Source organism: Succinimonas sp. (assembly GCF_045225735.1).
Taxonomy (GTDB): domain Bacteria; phylum Pseudomonadota; class Gammaproteobacteria; order Enterobacterales; family Succinivibrionaceae; genus Succinimonas.
This window is the reverse complement of the sequence record NZ_JBGVBR010000245.1, coordinates 1-15,985: the sequence shown is the minus strand read 5'-3', so window position 1 is coordinate 15,985 and position 15,985 is coordinate 1. Positions and strand designations below refer to the sequence as shown.

Sequence of the window (15,985 nt, the reverse complement as noted above, 5' to 3'; positions counted from 1 at the left end):
TATTCCACCAGCATCAGAAACTCAAACGAGGGCTTCCAGTTAACCAGACGGGCGGTTTTCAGGTTCAGGGCAAAGGCCATGTTGGTGTTGTAGTACTGGCTGATCTTTTCCGGCGGGACGCCATCGATAATATGCTCCATGACATCGGCCTCAAAACGCCCGCTTTCCTCAAGCCCCACCTCCACCAGGGATACCAGCACGCCCTTCTCCACTCTGCTGGTGCGGGCGGTGTCCCCGTCTCCCATGACAATGACGTCTTCGTCCACAAAGGGCTGGATATAGGAGAAAAACTGCTCCTCCTCCAAACCGTCAAAAACCGGCATATAAAGGGCATCTATCCCCTTGTCCAGAAGCTCGGCCCGGCAGCGCTCAAACTCCCGGATATTCTTTTTGTCGGTTTTGTCCTGAAAGCTGCCGAAGCAGGGAACAACCTCAAAGCCCTCCTCCCGGCCCACCTTGCGGATAACCTCGTAGGACTGCATCTTTCTGATGGTTTCGTCCACGTCCGTCATCATCCCCAGCTTCTTAAAATGAAAGACGCTGTAATAGCTGTTCATGGCCATGGCGGTGCGCCGGGGATATTTCTGCACGTGGATGCCGGGCTTGTCAGAAAACTCTCCGGGGCCGATGATGCCGGCATCCTCGGGGCTGGAGGCATAGGCGATCATCACCGGAATTCCCAGGGAGGGATCCGCAAACTTAACCCCCGCCGCAAGACCCAGTCCCAGCAGCATATCCACGTCATGATCGGAGGCAATCCTTTTGCTGAGATCCCCGCTCACCTGATCCCAGATCTCGCCGCTTTCCCAGGATCCGGTGTAAAGCCCGTCGGGGATAAGCTCGACGCAGCCGCCCCGGGATCCCTCGCTGAGCCGTTTCCAGGTATCAGGGTCATCAAAGGAAAATGCGGATTCATGAAGAGCGGTGTTCATTTTGAGGTAGCCGTCATGGTACAGCTTGTCCAGAAGAGCCCGCATCACCGTCTGAAATTCCCCGTATCGGCCCCGCTGCACCACGGCGAGCCGCATGGGCTTCTCGCAGCGCCGGCTCTCCGCTATCACCGGCGCCGCCTGATCAAGGGGAGCCAGATGGACGGCAGAATCGTCAATAATCACATATTCGTCCTGCGGCTTTTCCCGGAGGCCATGCGCCATGGAAAAGCCCGGCATCAGGAAAAACGCTGCGAGAAGAAGCGCCGAAAGCCGCCCTGCAAACACTTTGTTATCCATATCTCGTTTTCCGCCCGGTCTCCTGACTGCAAGTCTCCGCATCCGCTATACCACAGCCTTCAAAAGCGCGTCCAGAGACTGCTCGAAGGTGGACATCTCCCCCAGTCCCTGCTTCAGAAAGGCATTAACCTTGTCAATATGGGCAATGGCAAAATCCGCCTCGGGATCCGCCCCCTTGTGGTATTCGCCCAGCTGAATGAGGAGCTCCATTTCATGATACTTGGCCAGGATCTGCCGGAGCCGCTGCGCCGCATTCTTATGCTCCTTGGTCACAATGCTGTTCATCACGCGGGACACGCTGGCCAGCACGTCAATGGCCGGGTAGTGATTCTGCGCCGCGAGCTTCCGGGAAAGAATAATATGGCCGTCCAAAATGGAACGGGTTTCGTCCGCAATGGGCTCTGTCATGTCATCGCCCTCCACCAGCACGGTGTAAAGGGCGGTGATGGAGCCCTTGTCGGAGTTTCCGGCCCGTTCCATAAGCTTGGGCAGGGTGGAAAACACCGATGGCGGAAAGCCTCTTCTGGTGGGAGGCTCGCCGGCGGCCAGACCGATTTCGCGCTGCGCTCTCCCGAAACGGGTTACGGAGTCCATCATAAGGAGCACGTTGCGGCCCTGATCCCGGAAATACTCGGCAATGGCGGTGGCGGTATAGGCGGCCTTGAGACGCTCCATGGAGGAGCGGTCGGAGGTGGATACCACCAGCACCGTGCGGGCCAGACCCTCCGGGCCCAGATCCCGTTCAATGAATTCCCGGACCTCGCGGCCGCGTTCTCCGATAAGAGCCAGCACGGAAATGTCCGCGGAGGTGCCCTTGATAATGGAGGATAACAGAGTGGACTTGCCGCCGCCCGCCGCCGCGAAGATGCCGAGACGCTGTCCCTGGCCGCAGGTGATGATGCCGTCCAGCACCCGGAGGCCCAGGCTCACCGGACGGGTGATAAGCTGCCGTTTCATGGGGGAAGGCGGATCGGCATAGACCGGGTAGAATTTCTGGGGATGAATGGGAGGCCCGCTGTCGATGATCTCTCCCACGCCGTTAACCACCCGGCCCAGAAGCTCCGGCCCCACCGGCACCGAAAGCACATGCCCCGTGGGAATAACCTCGGTGTGATAGGAAATGCCCTCGATATTGCCCAGGGGGGTGAGAAGAGCGATGTTTTTGGAAAAGCCCACCACCTCCGCCTTGAGATTCCAGTCGGAACCGGGATTCTGGAGAATGCAGAGCTCGCCTACCTTTACTTCGGGCACGGAGGCGTGGATGATGGTGCCCACCACCTGATCCACCCGTCCCCGGACTTCAATTGTATTGGCTTCCGCTACCGCATTGTGGAGCATCTGCCCGATATAATCCAGGGCCATTTGCTATCCTGCGCTGTTCTGCTGCACCCGGCTCTGGATGGATTTTTTCAGGATCCCCAGCTGAAACTCCAGACCGGCATTAATAATTCCCATGGGGGTCTCCAGAATGCAGTCCCCGTGCTTCATGCTGGCGTCTCCCACCAGATCGATGTAGCCGGTGCGGCCGTCCGGTGACACCAGAAGCATCCCCAGATCCTGACGCACGGCGTTTTCATCATCGGGAGCCACTCTGATGGTAACCCGCTTCATGCCTCTGACGGTATTGATGGCCTTCCGCACCACCCGGACAATCTGCTCGTTGTCGGGCAGCTCCCCGATAATCTTGGTCACGGAATCGATCACCACCTGGGCCATGTCGTTTTCCAGCTCGGCCAGGGAATCCACCTGGGACATGATGAGATCCATGATCTTTTCGGTATACTCCCCCTTGCCCTCGGTCTGGCCCTTTTCAAAGCCCTCCTGATAGCGGCGCTGGTAGTCCTCCTCGGCCTTCTGCCGGATTCCGTCGGCAATCTCCCGGGATTTCACGATGATTTCGTTGGCATCGTGGAGAGTCTGCATGTCGTCGCGGCGGATAATCCGGACGCCCTCGGCCACGGCAACCTTCTCCTCGGTTATACAAAAAATTCTGCTCACAGGCTCCTGCCTTTATGATGTTCACGGCCCCGGAGAAAAATCCGAAGCCCTTCTCTTTTGTTCAGTTATCAGCCTCTAAGATAACACATCGCCGCCGGGTTTCCTGCGGCAGCGTCCAAAAAATCGGCTAAATACCGGAAGCTGCCCCCGGAGAAGGCGCCATGCGGGACAGAAGGCGCTTCATCAGGGCCTGCGCCCGGGCGGTCTTCACCTCCTTTAAAGGGGGCTTTACCCGGAAAAACTCAAACACGCTGTCCCGGGTGGCAAAGGACAGCTTCTTTTCCAGAAGATCCGCTATCTCCGGCTGGGAACCGGCATCCAGCGTCCGGATAAGCGCATAATAGCCGCTCATAAGCATGGCGGTCTCCGCCTCCTCCGGCCTTATAACGGAAAGCCGGCCCCGGATGCCCAGATCCTCGGCATAGGGAGCATAGCAGGCAAAATAATAGACATAATTGAACAGGCTGTCTCCCATGAGGCTGCGGTAGCGGAAAAGATCATCGGAGGTCATGAGTTCCCGGATATAGAAGCCCATAATGCATGCCCCGGTCTGAAAGCAGAGATTTTTCAGGGTTTCCGGGGAGAGGAGAACAAAGCTGTCATGTTCGCCCTTGAGAACCAGAAAATCTCCGGGCTGATAGCGAAGCCGGGTGATGAAGAGCTTCTCCTCATGCGGCAGCCCCTCCGGAAAAAGCTTCCGATAGGAACCGAAGATATCGCTTTCGCTGTAGCGGACAACGTTAAGGGCGGCCAGATCCTGAAAAAACCGGCGATCCCGCACCAGATTCAAAGCCTCTTCCCGATTCATAGCAAAAGCGCCACTCCATTACTGAAGAACCCCGGCAAAACCGGGGCCCTGATAAAAAGCCTACGAGCCGGCCGGAGGCTCCTTGCCGTCCTGGCCCTCGCCCTGCTTCGCAGCCTTTTTCTTTTTCAGGAAGGACATGAGAAAAAAGATTCCCGAAGCCAGAAGAGCTCCGCCTCCTGCTCCCGCCGCCGTGAGAAACACCTTCTCGTCATTGGATCTTCCGGATCTGACCGGAGCGATGATAATGTTCTCCTTGAAGGGCTCCAGCACCACCGACACATTGGAAATGGTCAGTCCCGGCACCGCCTTGGCCGCGGTTTCCCGGATGCCGCTTACCATATCCACCACCGGAGAATCAGCCATATGCCGGATAAACACCGAAGCCGAGGGCGGGGTAGTAAGACCGGTGCCCTGCTCGTTATGCATCAGCACCACGTGAACCCGGGCATCCAGCACGCCGTCAATTCTGCTGAAGGTGCCGGAAAGCTCCTGGGAAATGGCGAAGGCCAGCCGGGACTGCTCCTCCAGCTGGGAAGAAATCATGCCGGAGCCTGAAAACACCGTCCCCAGACTCTGAAACTTCTCCCGGGGGAGGGAATGCTCCTTGATGATCTCCAGAGAACGCACAAAATGCTCTTCCTCCACGGTCACCGCAAAGCCCGTCTTGCCCTGAGACACCTTCTTGGCATCAATGCCGCGGTTCAGCAGCAAAAAAACCATTTCGTTGGCGTCAGCCTCGCTGAGTCCGGTATAAAGACTTTCCCGGCAGCCTGAAAGCAAAAGAGATACTGCCCCTGCGAACAGTATCATCTTTCCTGTTTTCCGAATACGACTGAAAAGCATGAACTACCTGGTTACATCATTAAGCGAAGAAGCCAGCCGGTATCCTGCGGAATCATGATCCCGGAACTCTCCCATAAGCGCATCCACTGCGTCGCCGTCCTTCTGCAGGAACTTTGACAGCACCAGAAAGCCGCGGGCATCGTCGTTGTCAGGATCCTCGCCCAGAAGATCCGTCAGCATCTCATCGGCGGGAGGGAAATCATCCACCACTACGTGAGTAAAGGCCAGGCCTACCTTGGCCGGGATGTAACCGGGGACAGCCTCCAGAATCTTGGCGAACACCGTTCTGGCCTCGGGAACGCGTCCCTTGGAGCAGCCGGCAAAAGCGATATCCACAAGCTTCTGAAGCTCATCCTTTTCTAAATATGTCTGTTCAAGCATTTTTAACCCGCGCTTAACTGCTAACTTGCCTTCTGGGAAATGGACTTCGCAGTATCGGAAACGTTCTTGGTGATATTGGAAGTAAGTTCCACGATAGCATTGTACTGCCCCAGCTTAAACTGAGTCTTGAGCATGATAGAGGTCTGCTCTTCCTGAGTCAGTCCGGGCTGCTGGATCTTCTCGATCTCGTCCTTGATGTTTTTGGCGCGATCTTCAAGATTCTGAATGCCGGTGTCGACAACAGAGGTCATGCTGCCGGTGGAAGCAGAAGGATCAAAAGCACCTATACTCATTTTAATAATCTCCATCCTGAACTGAGGATACTATCCTGCGGGCGGTCTCCGCTGCTTCCAGCAAAGCCCTGCAGGAATCAAACTCCTCGACTGAAACACCTGAATCCAGCTTCTTTTTGAGTTTCATCTCTATCTGAAACAAATCCTCGTCATACTGCTTGATAAGATAGATATTGCCCTCATCCACAGCTGAATAAATATCGATTTCCATAAAGCTCTCCAACATAAACAAGCCTTACTCATAATTCTAAACGTTTCAGGCGCCGAAAGGTTACAATTTTTTTTAAAAATTGATCTCGGAAAAGCAAAAAGATCCGGCTTCCGGGAAACCGGCCCGTTTTCTGAAAACTCCCGTCAGCGCAGACTGACAGTAACCGTCTTCCGGTTCTTTTCCAGCACAATGCTGTCGTTTCTGATCTCCTTCACCACCGCGCCGTCGGGGAGCCGGGCCCCCTGCATGATAACCGCGCCGTCCCTGGTTCTGAAGAAGGGCAGCTTTCCGGAAATATTAACTGACTGCACATCCTTTGCGGAAAACTCCGTCCTGGCGCCGGGGAGCTTAACGTCCCTGGTCTGGCTGCCGCCCCGGCCCGCGCCGGCGGGAACCCCGGGCGGGTGCACCGGGCCGGCTGTGATCTTTTCAGCCGGAGCTCCGCTGACCTCGCGGATCTCCTTTTTCGGGGCGGATCCGGTGCTCTCCAGATAAGCCACCTCGTCCTGGGAGAGATCCTGATAGCGGCGGAACCACACCGGGCCGCCCGCGTTTTTGGAAACGGCTTCCGCGATGTACTTGATCTTCAGAAGATCATCCATGGAAAACATGCCGTTATAGACCACATAGCCCCGGCCGTAGTAGTATTCGGCCTCCAGATTCGCCTCTTTGGTGAGCGCGCTGATCTCCTCCTCGATATCGGATCTGTGGCTGAATTTCGGCACCAGAAATTCGTAGAGGTAAGGAAGATCCTTCTTCACCTTCTGCATGACGTCGGCTTCGATATACTGATCCCGGATATAGCCGTGCAGGGCAATCTCCCGCCCGTTCCCCGGCACCGGATTCACCCTGATGCCGTAGGCGTCAAAGCTGTTCCTGAGATTATCCAGAATTTCGTCAATGAGCCGCACCCGGAGCTCCAGGGGCTTGTCCGGCCCGGGGAGACCTTCCAGAAACCGCTGCCTTTGCTCTTCTGTCCGGAAGGCAGCCTTGATGAGGTAGGAATTGTTCTTCTCCTCCAGAAACAGCGCCCCCTCGGGATAGGTATCCACATACTCCCTGATGGTCATGGGCTTGTGCTCGGCGGCAGCGCTGGCCAGAAACTCCCGGAGGTGGCCGAAATTCTGCAAAAGAAGAAGCGTTAACAGGATCGCAAGGCCCAGGGTAACGCCCAGGATCTGCTTCTTCCGGCTTAAGGGCTTTTTCGGGGACGGGGTTTTATCATCCCCGGCAGCCTCCGCGGCCCTGGCAGCACCGGACGGAGCGCCCTCGGGATTCTCCGGGGCGGCAGCTTCCGGAGCGGCTTCTGCGGCGGCGGACTCGGGATCAGCGGGATCCGGGGCCGCTTCATCTGCCCCTCCGGCGGTCTTTTCCGCGACGCCCCGGGCCTTCTCGGAAAGCGCGGCGATTTCATCCTCGGAAATCAGCCGGAAGCGGCTCCCGGCTCCCGACCAGTTCCTCATCCACACCAGGGATTCAAAGTCCAGACCGATGCGGGCGCCCTCGGGAACCGGGGTGTTCTCGGAGGAAAGCTCCTCCTTCCGGGAACCGTCCTCATGGTAGATATAGACGGATCCCGAACGGGAACGTGCGTAAACCTCGCCGGATTCCCCGGTGCCCAGCACAAATTCGATGCTTTCCGGCCGATCCAGGGCGAACACCACCTCGGAATCCGGCGTATTGCCGATAAAGTATTCCCCGGGCTCCAGCCTGAGCGCCGCGCCGTTGTTCGGCCCGGCCGCAAAACGGAATTCCACCGTCCGGCCGGGCCCCGGATTCTGGCCGAGATGCTCTGTCATGTCTTCATTTTCCATCACAGAACCTCTTCAGGCAGCGAGCCGGCAGGTTTTTCGGACTTTCCGGCATCAAGGGAACGGGAGGAGGCGCAGCCCGCAGAGCTGTCATTTCGAGCCGGCACCGTGATCCGATCCTCCTTGTCCAGATAATCAGTCTGTCCCGGCAGCTTGTCAAAGTCATTGGCCTTGTCGGGCAGGCGGCTCAGATCCTGGGCGGTGACAATCCGCGGCGTGATGAGGAGAATGCGCTCTCTCTTCTGCACTCTGCTGCTCTCAGTGCTGAAGAGCCGGCCCAGAAGCGGAATGTCCTTAAGCACGGGCACCCCGGAATCCTTGCCGGTGACGCTCTCAATGTAGTACCCGCCGATAAGCAGGCTCTGCCCCTGACGCACCATGGCCTGAGTGTTGATAACGGTCTCCTTCACCGACGGAATATAGGCGGTAGTGCCCGCATTGGTAATATCCTCGCCGGAATTGTTCTGATTGGTCTTGAGAGAGATGATCATCTGGATCACCGGTTCCTCTCCCGGAGCGCCGTCCACAATATGCGGGGTTACCTGCAGCATAGTGCCCGCCGTGACCGTAAAGAGATCCGAGGACTCGTTGCCGCTCACCGGCACATAGTTGGTGGTGGTGTTTTCCAGAGTGGCTTCGGCGTTCTCCATGGTCAGCACCGAGGGCCGCCCCAGAGTCTTGGCGCGGCCGTCTGTTTCCAGCGCCTTGACCTGCATCATAAAGCTGCTGTGGCTGGTGTTGAATACGGTGGAAAACACCCCGCCTTCGTAGGTGCCCAGGTCATTTTTGTAGGAGCCCTTGCCGGCGTTAATGCCCCAGTTCCCCGAGGTCACGCTGCCCCTCCAGTCAACGCCCAGCTCCTCAAAGGCATCGGTGTCGATATCCACAATGGCGGCATGAAGCTCCACCATGCGCACCGGCACATCCAGCTCTTTGATAACCTGCTCGTAAAAGGGAATGCGGAATTTGTAGTCATAAACAAGAATGGCATTAAGGCGGTCATCCGCAATAATGCTGGGAGTGAAGGAGCTTTCCTGCCCCTCCTTCCCCTGAGGCGCGGCTTCGCCGCCCCCGGCGGGGGCCTGCGGGGCCTTGCCCCCCGCGGTGGCGGAAAGCCCAGTACCCCGGAGCCCGGTCATCACCTGGCTTCTTGAGGAGACGGAGATGCCGCTCCCCCCGGCGCCGCTTACCATGCGCTGCAAAAGAGTGGCCACTCCGGGTACCAGAATGTTCTTGGCGGAGGTGGAAATTGAGGTGTCGGAAACCCGGGCATGCTTCAGCCGGAACACCTGCATCACCAGATCATGCTCCTGCCCCTGATCAAAGCTCTGGGCCAGGGAAATAATATTCTGAATATAGGATTCCGGCCCCTGCATTACCAGCATGCCGTGGGGATCCAGGGTAACCGGGAGCGAATCGGCGATGGCATGGGAGTTCCTGAGAAAGGTCAGCAGGGCTTCGCAGGAAACCGCCGACGGCTTGTACATGGAACGCACCCATTCGCTGTCATGATAGAAGGTAATGATATCGCCCTGAATATAGTATTTAACGCCGAAGGCCCGGCTCAGGGTTTCCAGAAAAGCCTCGGGACGCACATTGTCAAAGCTGCCGCTGAGCTTTCCCTGAATCACCGGCGAAATACGGGCATGCAGATTCTGGGTTCTGGCAAAATCGGACAGCACCTGAGCCAGATCCTCATCCTCGGAATAATGACTGTACTGGGAGGAAAAGGCCTGAGCGCCGGATGCCGCAAGGAGCATCGCAAATACAGCCCCGCAAAGAGCGCCTCTTCCGCGCATGAATCTTAACATACTGCTTTTACTAACGTTTCTCTGACTTAACCGCTGCCTGATCTCTGAAAGCTCCCGCCTTCTTTTTCGATCCGCTTCGCATTTCCGGGAAAAAAGGCGGATCTGATGCACAGCATGAATCAAATTATCCTGAGCCGCGCTCAGGCTGATATTATCATTGCATTATATTTGAAAATGCAAATATGTTGTCAGTATATGTGCGCAAAAACTGACTTCTCCGCCGTTTACGAATTTTTTTCCGCTTTTTTGTAACCTCTCCGGAGTTCCTGCGTTTTCAGTGTAGCAAGCACGAAAGACCTGACACCTGATGCCTGAAATCAGCCGGGTCTTCGGAATGAGATTCAGAAAAAATCAACAAAAGAGGATATTATCATGAACATGCCAATTTCCGGTTACAACTCTGATTTCAACCCCGTTTCCTTTGCTGCTGTCAGCGACACCGAAGATACCGAGAAGACCGGCGGCCCCGGCAAGACCGATTCCAATACCGAGGTTCCCGCTGCCGGCAAGGACGGAGAAAAGGAATCCGCTAATGTTGCCCCCGGCAAATTCACCGATGCCGCCACCCAGTATGAGGCTCTCAATGATTTCGTTTCCGCCACCGGCAAGCTTCTGGCCATGATTAACGAAATGGCTTCCAAGGATCGCCAGATGAACAAGGAAATCATCCGCCAGCAGTATCAGAATGTTCACGACGAGGCCATGGCCGCCGCAGATAAAATGCGCGATGGGGCCACCACCTCTCTCATTATGGGCATTGTGGGCGGCGCCGTTCAGATTGCCTCCGGCGCTTTCAGCATGTATTCCAGCGTGAAGAATCTCAGCGCTCAGGTGGAAGCCCAGAAGGTTCAGGGCCCGGCCGCTGAAAAGTTCAATGCCGCTCAGGCGAAGGTAGACAATCTGGAAAAAACCGGCGAGCTGGGCAACATGAACAAGGATCTCAAGGATCTCGGCGACAAGGTCTCCGTGGCTGAAAAGGCCCGGGATCAGGCCAAGCTGCAAATGGAAAAGGCCGGGGAAAATCTCAGCAAGGTTAAGGAGCCTACTGCCGAGCAGCTTAAGGATTTCCAGGACAAGGCTAAGGCTTTCGATAAGTGTGATAAAGAATTCACCGATCTGAAAGGTCAGTATGATGCCAAGAATGCCGAAATCACCAAATTCAAGAGCGAGAACGCAGACTACAAGCAGGCCAAGCATGAGCTCCTCGATGCCAGTTTTGCCTACAAGGCCGCCAAGGCGCATGGAGGAAACATCACTGCTCTGAACCAGGGCCGTCAGCTGAAGGCCGATGCCGTCAACCAGCTGGCTTCAGCCACTGCCAATATCACCAGGTCTTACAGCGAATACAATGATTCCATTGTGCGCGCCGAAGTGAAGGAAAAGGAAGCCAATGAAGCCTCTCTCCGCGCTGCCATCGAGGGTCTCAAGGAGGTTAATGATTCTCTCAGGGAACTCAGCAGCAAGGCCAGGGAAACCGTTCAGGAAATAAGCCGCAGCGATACCGACGCTCTCAGAAAGATTCTTACCGTCTGATTTCCGGGACTCGCAAAAATCAGAAGATCGCAGCTCAGGCTGCGGTCTTTTTGCGATCATGCCGGGGAAAACCGCCGGATTTTCGGTTCCGTGTCTGCCGGCGGTTCCATGTCTTTCAGTAGTCAGAGGAGAAATAAATGACCGCCCTAAACTCCATCCGCAATATCTACGATACGGCCAAATGGTCTTACAGCGATGATGAATTCAGCATCACCAATGCTTCTCAGGAGCATTCCGTGCTTCTGGACAACGATCTCGAAATTGTCTTCCGCCCCCTCTCCCGGGATGAATTCCTGATCTATGCCAATATTTTTGAGCTTTCCGAAAGCGACCCGGAGGACAATGATCTCCGGCTCCGCCACCTTTCCAAGCTGGTACTGAAAATCAATTCCGAATACAGCGTAACCTCCGCCATCAAGGACGGCAAATTCCGCTTTGAGATGTATATCAGCACCACGCTGCTGTCCGATGACCAGATCTGCTTTCTCCTGCAGATGTTCATGAACGACTGCGACCTTCTGATTTCCGAAAACAGTAACCAGACCGGCGCCATGGGAAGCATGTTCAACAATATTCCCATCGGTTTTCTGATGAACTGACCCTCTTATCCCCTGCCCCTCTTACCCCCTCCGCCCTCTTTAAACCCCGGAAATCCTTCCGGGGCGTCCGTTCATCCTTTATGCCCTTCTGCCATTCCTTCCCGTCGGCGCCTTCCGGGCATCTTTTGCATTCTCCAGGCGCCGGCGGGAGTCTCTCTTAAGCTCCTGAAAAGCAGAGGGATTAATCCCCCATGAAAAGCCCGCTTTTTTTGTAACCTTTCGAAAATGCGATCGTTATCACGGTGTGATGCAGTTCACATAAAGAAATCATCTCAAACAGCCCAGCAACAGAAAAGCGACACCGCATGAAAACTAACATGAACAGCAAAAAGAAAGGCAGCAGCCTGGTAATCCTGAACATCTCCAGAATCATCCCCCTGACCGCCATCGTGATCCTTACCGGAATCTGCTGCGCCTGCCTCAATGCCGGAAACAGCCAGGAAACCCCCGGTCTTAACTGGTACCAAATAGGCTATATGGACGGACACGAGGGACAGAGCTCTGCCATGTTCAAGGAATACGAGTCCGCTCTCCTGAGCGCCCTCTCCCCGGAGGAAAAGCAGAACTATATGAAGGGCTGGAAGAAGGGTCTTGAAAAGTACTGCGCTCCCGGAAGCCGCCGCGCCTCGGGAAAAGATCGGGCCCGCTGCGAAGAGCTGCTCTGAAGGACAGGATTAAAGACATCCCGGCAAGCAGGCCTCAGATCCCCGGAGATTTTCGATTTTACCTGCCCGGAGGCTTCAGCCGGCATTCTGTTCGGCTGCTGAAAATTTCTTCTCAAACTCGTCCACCGGAACCGGACGGCTGAAGAGATAGCCCTGGAAATGATTGCAGCCCATTTCCGCCAGAATGCGGAGCTCGTCCTCCGTTTCCACCCCTTCGGTAATCACGTCCATGCCCAGAGCATCGGCCATGCCGATTACGGACTTCAGGATAATCCGGTTGCGTTCGTTATCCCCGATTTCCGCCAGGAAGCTCATGTCGATTTTCAGGACGTCAGCCTTAATGTCCTTCAGAAGGTTCAGCGTGGAATTGTCCTTCCCGAAATCGTCTATCTCCACCAGGAAGCCCCGCTGCCTGAGCTCCGCCACAATGCTGTCGCAGGCATCCGGCTCGCCCAGAAGCGCGGTTTCCGTGATCTCCAGCCGGAGCTTGCTGCTGTCCGCATCGTATTTGGTGATAAGTCCGGCAAGCTCCCGGGGCACGTCAATGCTGTAAAAGTCCTTGGCGGAAACATTGACGGAGATAAAGAGATCGCTCTTTTCCGTTAATTCCCACTGACTGAGCTGCTTCACGGCCTGCTCCCACATATAGCGGTCAAGCTTATGAATAAGACCGGCAGTCTCCAGGGTTTCAATAAAGTCGCCCGGGAGGAGCAGGGAACCGTCCGGCCGCTTCCATCTGGCCAGAGCCTCCGCTCCGATGACGCTGCCGTCCTTCCTGACCAGGGGCTGGAGATACATGCGGATCTGTCCGGTTTTGAGAGCTTCTTCAAAGCTTCCCAGCACCGTTTGCTCCATAACGATCTTCTCAAGAATGGCATCATCAAATAAGGCCACGGTACGGGTGAGATCCTCTCGGATCAAGCGGAGGGCCGAATTCGCCCGCCCGCACATGACGGACACCGGAACGGCCGTATCCGTGATCTCGTAAACGCCGAAATGAATGCAGAACCGGTAAATCCCGCTGTCGTAGGCATCCTTAAGCTCCCGGACTATGGCGGTCAGCCTTTCCTCCTTATAGACGCTCTCCGGAATGAGCACGGCAAACTGATCGGAACCGATCCTGCCGCACAGGCCCCCCGCAGATTCCGCCAGATCCTTCAGCAGGGACGCCGTTTTGGCCAAAACCTCATTCCCCTTCTGCTCGCCGAACAGGGTGTTTATCAGTCTGAAATTCATGATATTTGAGGTTATCATTACCCATGACTGCGCCGGGATCTTTTTCAGAAGCCCCCGGGCCAGCTCATAAAAGGCGTCGGCATTGAGGACGCTGGTTAAACTGTCATGCCGGGCAAGATAATCTGCGGCTCTGGAGCCCTCGTTTTCTGCTTCTCTGTTATTAAGGGACTTTCTGCTGGCGGCGCTCTCCTTCTCGGTGTTTACCAGCTCCACCACCGCATTGCAGACGCTGCCGTTTGAGAGCTTCAGCTTCACGGGCTGTGATTCCACAAAGTAATCCCGGTCTTTGAAATGCTCGGCCTTATGCTGCGGGCATCCGGTGCGGCAGGCCAGGGCGCTGGAACAGTTAAGGCATTTCTGCTTTGAATCCCAGATGCCATAGCAGCTTTCGGCCATATTGACGCTGCCATCGTCCCCGAGTTCAATAATGCGGCGCTCGATGGGATCCACCACCCGCGCCAGGGCATGCTTCTGAGATATTGCCTTCAGATACGCCCTGAGCTCCTGAACCGTATATTCGGAGGAGCGCATCTCCGGATCCGGGACGCTTCCGACGGCGTTCCGGCCGGCTGCGAGAGTATGATTCCTGTTCCGCTTGGAGTCGTACATCTTTTCATCCGCCAGGCAGATAAGATGTCTCAGAGCAGCGGCATCAGTCAGTCTGGCGCGGACATAGCCAACGGAAAAGCTTGCTTTGGCGGGATCCTGGCTGTCATTGCCGTTATCGCTGCCCTTGCCGTCTTTGCTGATGACGGGTTCGTTCTTTTTCAGGAATTCCTCTTTCTCTTTGATCTCCTCAGGGGAAAGATCCGGCGCGATAATCAGGAATTCGTCCCCGCCGTAGCGATAGCAGTGTTCCTTTCCGAAGGCTTTTTTAAGCAATTTCCCGACTTCATGAAGAACCCGATCCCCCGTCTCATGACCGTAGGTGTCGTTTATCAGCTTGAAGTCATTCAGATCCACCATAAATACGGTGACCTCGCGCTCCCGGTAGGAATCGTAGTCGCGTCTCAGAGCCATGCGGTTTCCCACCCCGGTGAGAGCATCAATGTAGGCCATTTCCCTGAGATTTCTGATATATTCCTTCAAATCGCTGATGAGAGTTTTAAAGGAAGCGGTGAGAACGCCGACTTCGTCATTCCCTTCATAGCTGAGCTCGGTATCGTAGTTGCCTTTGCCGATCTGCTTTGCCGCGCTGGTCAGCTTCTGGAGCGGGCTTGTTATGCGCCCGGTGAAGGCCCTGACCAGCTCGATGAAGATAACCAGAAGCAATGCAAAGGCAACGGTGATTTCCAGTATCCATTTGTTCCAGACCGCATTGATCTCATTAACGGGAACTGAAACATTAAGGCGCATCCCATTAACCAGCTTAAGCCAGACCGCCTGCTTTTCCGCGCCGTTAAAGGAATAGCGAATGAACTTGTCATTGCTGAGAAGTCCGTCCGGCACCCTGGGCTGGGTTTCCATGGTCATAACGTCCACCTGCGGGTGATAGACGATATTTCCCTCACTGTCATTCAGAAAGGCGTAGCCGTTATCATAGAGAGTGATGTGATTTACCACCTCGGCCATGGCGGAGTAGTCGATTTCAATGCCGATGACCCCGACAAAATGTCCGTCATGATAGATGGGGACATTATAGGAAAGCACCCGGGCGTTAAGATTCTCGGTAATGTAGGGCGGCAGCCAGACGCCCTTTCCGGTGGCCTTGGGCACCGTGAACCAGACCAGCTGCGAGGTGTCACTGGTGTCATAGCCGGTTATATCCGTAACCTCATGCTCCTGAAATCCGCCGTCTCCGGTATTGACGTACCAGAAGCCCGGGACATTCCGGGAAAACCCGGGATCAATGCGATAGTAATAGGTCAGAACTCCATGGGTGTTATACGCCAGCTTCTTAAAGACATCCCGAACCCGATCCGTATGAGCCCGGAGCTTCTCATCATCTGTTCCCGGGAGATCAAACTGCGGGAAGGAACGCGCCGCAAGATCTGATTCCGCATAGGCCCCGATGGCCTTTACCGACTGTTCCGCATTCTGAAAAAAGGAATTCAGGTCTTTCTGCCCGGTTTCGCACAGGAGGAGCAGGGTCTGTTCCGCATCGTGGTTGCCGATATCCCGGATGGCCGTCACCCCCAAAACTGCGGCAATGACCATTGCCGTCACCACGACACAGACGGTCATGGCGGTTATTTTGGTTTTTATCGAACTCATAAACAGCCCTTCTTCAGAATACCTTGCTCAGCTTCCTATGTTCCGGCGCCTCTCTTCACGGTCAGGCGTCTGTCAATTTTAAACAGATATCCCGGCATTTACCGTTAAGTCCGCAGAGGAATCGTCCTTCCGCTGCCGATTACCGCATGATTCATACATGAAGCCGGTGTAAATTTAAGCATATTACGCCGGGAAAAGTCCGTGGCTTTTCTCCCATTTGCGGCAATAAAAATCCAGGAAATGCGCTTTGGCTGCCGGGATCCGGGGCCGGCATTAAAAATACGGCAGAAATCCCCCGGACTTTGTGAGACATTTGCCATATCTCCCCGGGGCTTTTGCGGAAAATCCCGCAT

14 protein-coding genes are annotated in these 15,985 nt (G+C 55.5%); 3 read left to right on the top strand and 11 right to left on the bottom strand.

Translation table 11 applies throughout. The features are described 5' to 3' along the window. From ACJROR_RS08595 to sctC, 10 genes are all read right to left on the bottom strand, one after another. Positions 1-1,229, bottom strand: a 1,229-nt coding sequence (locus ACJROR_RS08595; RefSeq protein WP_406546767.1) for a hypothetical protein, incomplete at its 3' end; no start/stop codon positions are given. Positions 1,230-1,274: 45 nt separating this feature from the next. Continuing rightward, on the bottom strand, positions 1,275-2,591 hold the full coding sequence (sctN, locus tag ACJROR_RS08590; RefSeq protein ID WP_406040029.1) for a type III secretion system ATPase SctN: 1,317 nt from the start codon (positions 2,589-2,591) through the stop codon (positions 1,275-1,277). A 3-nt stretch (positions 2,592-2,594) separates the two neighbouring features. Further along, positions 2,595-3,227, bottom strand: coding sequence for an HrpE/YscL family type III secretion apparatus protein (locus tag ACJROR_RS08585; protein ID WP_406546766.1), 633 nt, complete (start codon positions 3,225-3,227; stop codon positions 2,595-2,597). A gap of 127 nt (positions 3,228-3,354) precedes the next feature. Next, positions 3,355-4,035 (bottom strand): hypothetical protein, encoded by a 681-nt coding sequence (locus ACJROR_RS08580; RefSeq protein ID WP_406546765.1) that lies wholly within the window; start codon positions 4,033-4,035, stop codon positions 3,355-3,357. A 60-nt stretch (positions 4,036-4,095) separates the two neighbouring features. After that, positions 4,096-4,845, bottom strand: coding sequence for a type III secretion system inner membrane ring lipoprotein SctJ (gene sctJ, locus ACJROR_RS08575; RefSeq protein ID WP_406040035.1), 750 nt, complete (start codon positions 4,843-4,845; stop codon positions 4,096-4,098). A gap of 36 nt (positions 4,846-4,881) precedes the next feature. Further along, the gene (locus ACJROR_RS08570; RefSeq protein WP_406546764.1) at positions 4,882-5,259 is read right to left on the bottom strand and encodes a tetratricopeptide repeat protein; all 378 of its coding nucleotides are present in this window, start codon (positions 5,257-5,259) and stop codon (positions 4,882-4,884) included. Between the two features lie 20 nt (positions 5,260-5,279). Then, positions 5,280-5,552 carry an EscF/YscF/HrpA family type III secretion system needle major subunit gene (locus ACJROR_RS08565; RefSeq protein ID WP_406546763.1) on the bottom strand — a complete coding sequence of 91 codons (273 nt, stop codon included), beginning with the start codon at positions 5,550-5,552 and terminating at the stop codon, positions 5,280-5,282. Between the two features lies 1 nt (position 5,553). Beyond that, entirely contained in the window at positions 5,554-5,763 is a 210-nt protein-coding gene (locus ACJROR_RS08560; RefSeq protein ID WP_406546762.1) for a hypothetical protein, read from the bottom strand. A gap of 143 nt (positions 5,764-5,906) precedes the next feature. Further along, positions 5,907-7,580 (bottom strand): hypothetical protein, encoded by a 1,674-nt coding sequence (locus tag ACJROR_RS08555; RefSeq protein ID WP_406546761.1) that lies wholly within the window; start codon positions 7,578-7,580, stop codon positions 5,907-5,909. Next, entirely contained in the window at positions 7,577-9,373 is a 1,797-nt protein-coding gene (gene sctC, locus ACJROR_RS08550; protein ID WP_406546760.1) for a type III secretion system outer membrane ring subunit SctC, read from the bottom strand. The genes ACJROR_RS08555 and sctC overlap by 4 nt, the downstream gene beginning before the upstream one ends. Before the next feature lie 384 nt (positions 9,374-9,757). Between sctC and ACJROR_RS08545 the strand changes: the two genes are divergently transcribed. From ACJROR_RS08545 to ACJROR_RS08535, 3 genes are all read left to right on the top strand, one after another. Then, positions 9,758-10,918, top strand: a complete 1,161-nt coding sequence (locus ACJROR_RS08545) for a hypothetical protein (protein ID WP_406546759.1) — start codon at positions 9,758-9,760, stop codon at positions 10,916-10,918. 137 nt (positions 10,919-11,055) lie between these two features. Then, positions 11,056-11,517: a hypothetical protein gene (locus ACJROR_RS08540; RefSeq protein WP_406546758.1), complete on the top strand. Its 462-nt coding sequence runs from the start codon at positions 11,056-11,058 to the stop codon at positions 11,515-11,517. A 305-nt stretch (positions 11,518-11,822) separates the two neighbouring features. Then, complete coding sequence (locus ACJROR_RS08535; RefSeq protein WP_406546757.1) at positions 11,823-12,182, top strand: DUF2799 domain-containing protein; 360 nt, start codon at positions 11,823-11,825, stop codon at positions 12,180-12,182. A 75-nt stretch (positions 12,183-12,257) separates the two neighbouring features. Here ACJROR_RS08535 and ACJROR_RS08530 read toward each other — a convergent pair whose 3' ends face one another. After that, entirely contained in the window at positions 12,258-15,632 is a 3,375-nt protein-coding gene (locus tag ACJROR_RS08530) for an EAL domain-containing protein (RefSeq protein WP_406546756.1), read from the bottom strand. Positions 15,633-15,985 lie beyond the last annotated feature (353 nt).

Coding starts and splice junctions, on each gene's coding strand:
- sctN (WP_406040029.1), bottom strand. CDS start 2,591: ATGGCCCTGGATTATATCGGGCAGATGCTCCACAATGCGGTAGCGGAA.
- ACJROR_RS08580 (WP_406546765.1), bottom strand. CDS start 4,035: ATGAATCGGGAAGAGGCTTTGAATCTGGTGCGGGATCGCCGGTTTTTT.
- sctJ (WP_406040035.1), bottom strand. CDS start 4,845: ATGATACTGTTCGCAGGGGCAGTATCTCTTTTGCTTTCAGGCTGCCGG.
- ACJROR_RS08570 (WP_406546764.1), bottom strand. CDS start 5,259: ATGCTTGAACAGACATATTTAGAAAAGGATGAGCTTCAGAAGCTTGTG.
- ACJROR_RS08565 (WP_406546763.1), bottom strand. CDS start 5,552: ATGAGTATAGGTGCTTTTGATCCTTCTGCTTCCACCGGCAGCATGACC.
- ACJROR_RS08560 (WP_406546762.1), bottom strand. CDS start 5,763: ATGGAAATCGATATTTATTCAGCTGTGGATGAGGGCAATATCTATCTT.
- sctC (WP_406546760.1), bottom strand. CDS start 9,373: ATGCGCGGAAGAGGCGCTCTTTGCGGGGCTGTATTTGCGATGCTCCTT.
- ACJROR_RS08545 (WP_406546759.1), top strand. CDS start 9,758: ATGAACATGCCAATTTCCGGTTACAACTCTGATTTCAACCCCGTTTCC.
- ACJROR_RS08540 (WP_406546758.1), top strand. CDS start 11,056: ATGACCGCCCTAAACTCCATCCGCAATATCTACGATACGGCCAAATGG.
- ACJROR_RS08535 (WP_406546757.1), top strand. CDS start 11,823: ATGAAAACTAACATGAACAGCAAAAAGAAAGGCAGCAGCCTGGTAATC.
- ACJROR_RS08530 (WP_406546756.1), bottom strand. CDS start 15,632: ATGAGTTCGATAAAAACCAAAATAACCGCCATGACCGTCTGTGTCGTG.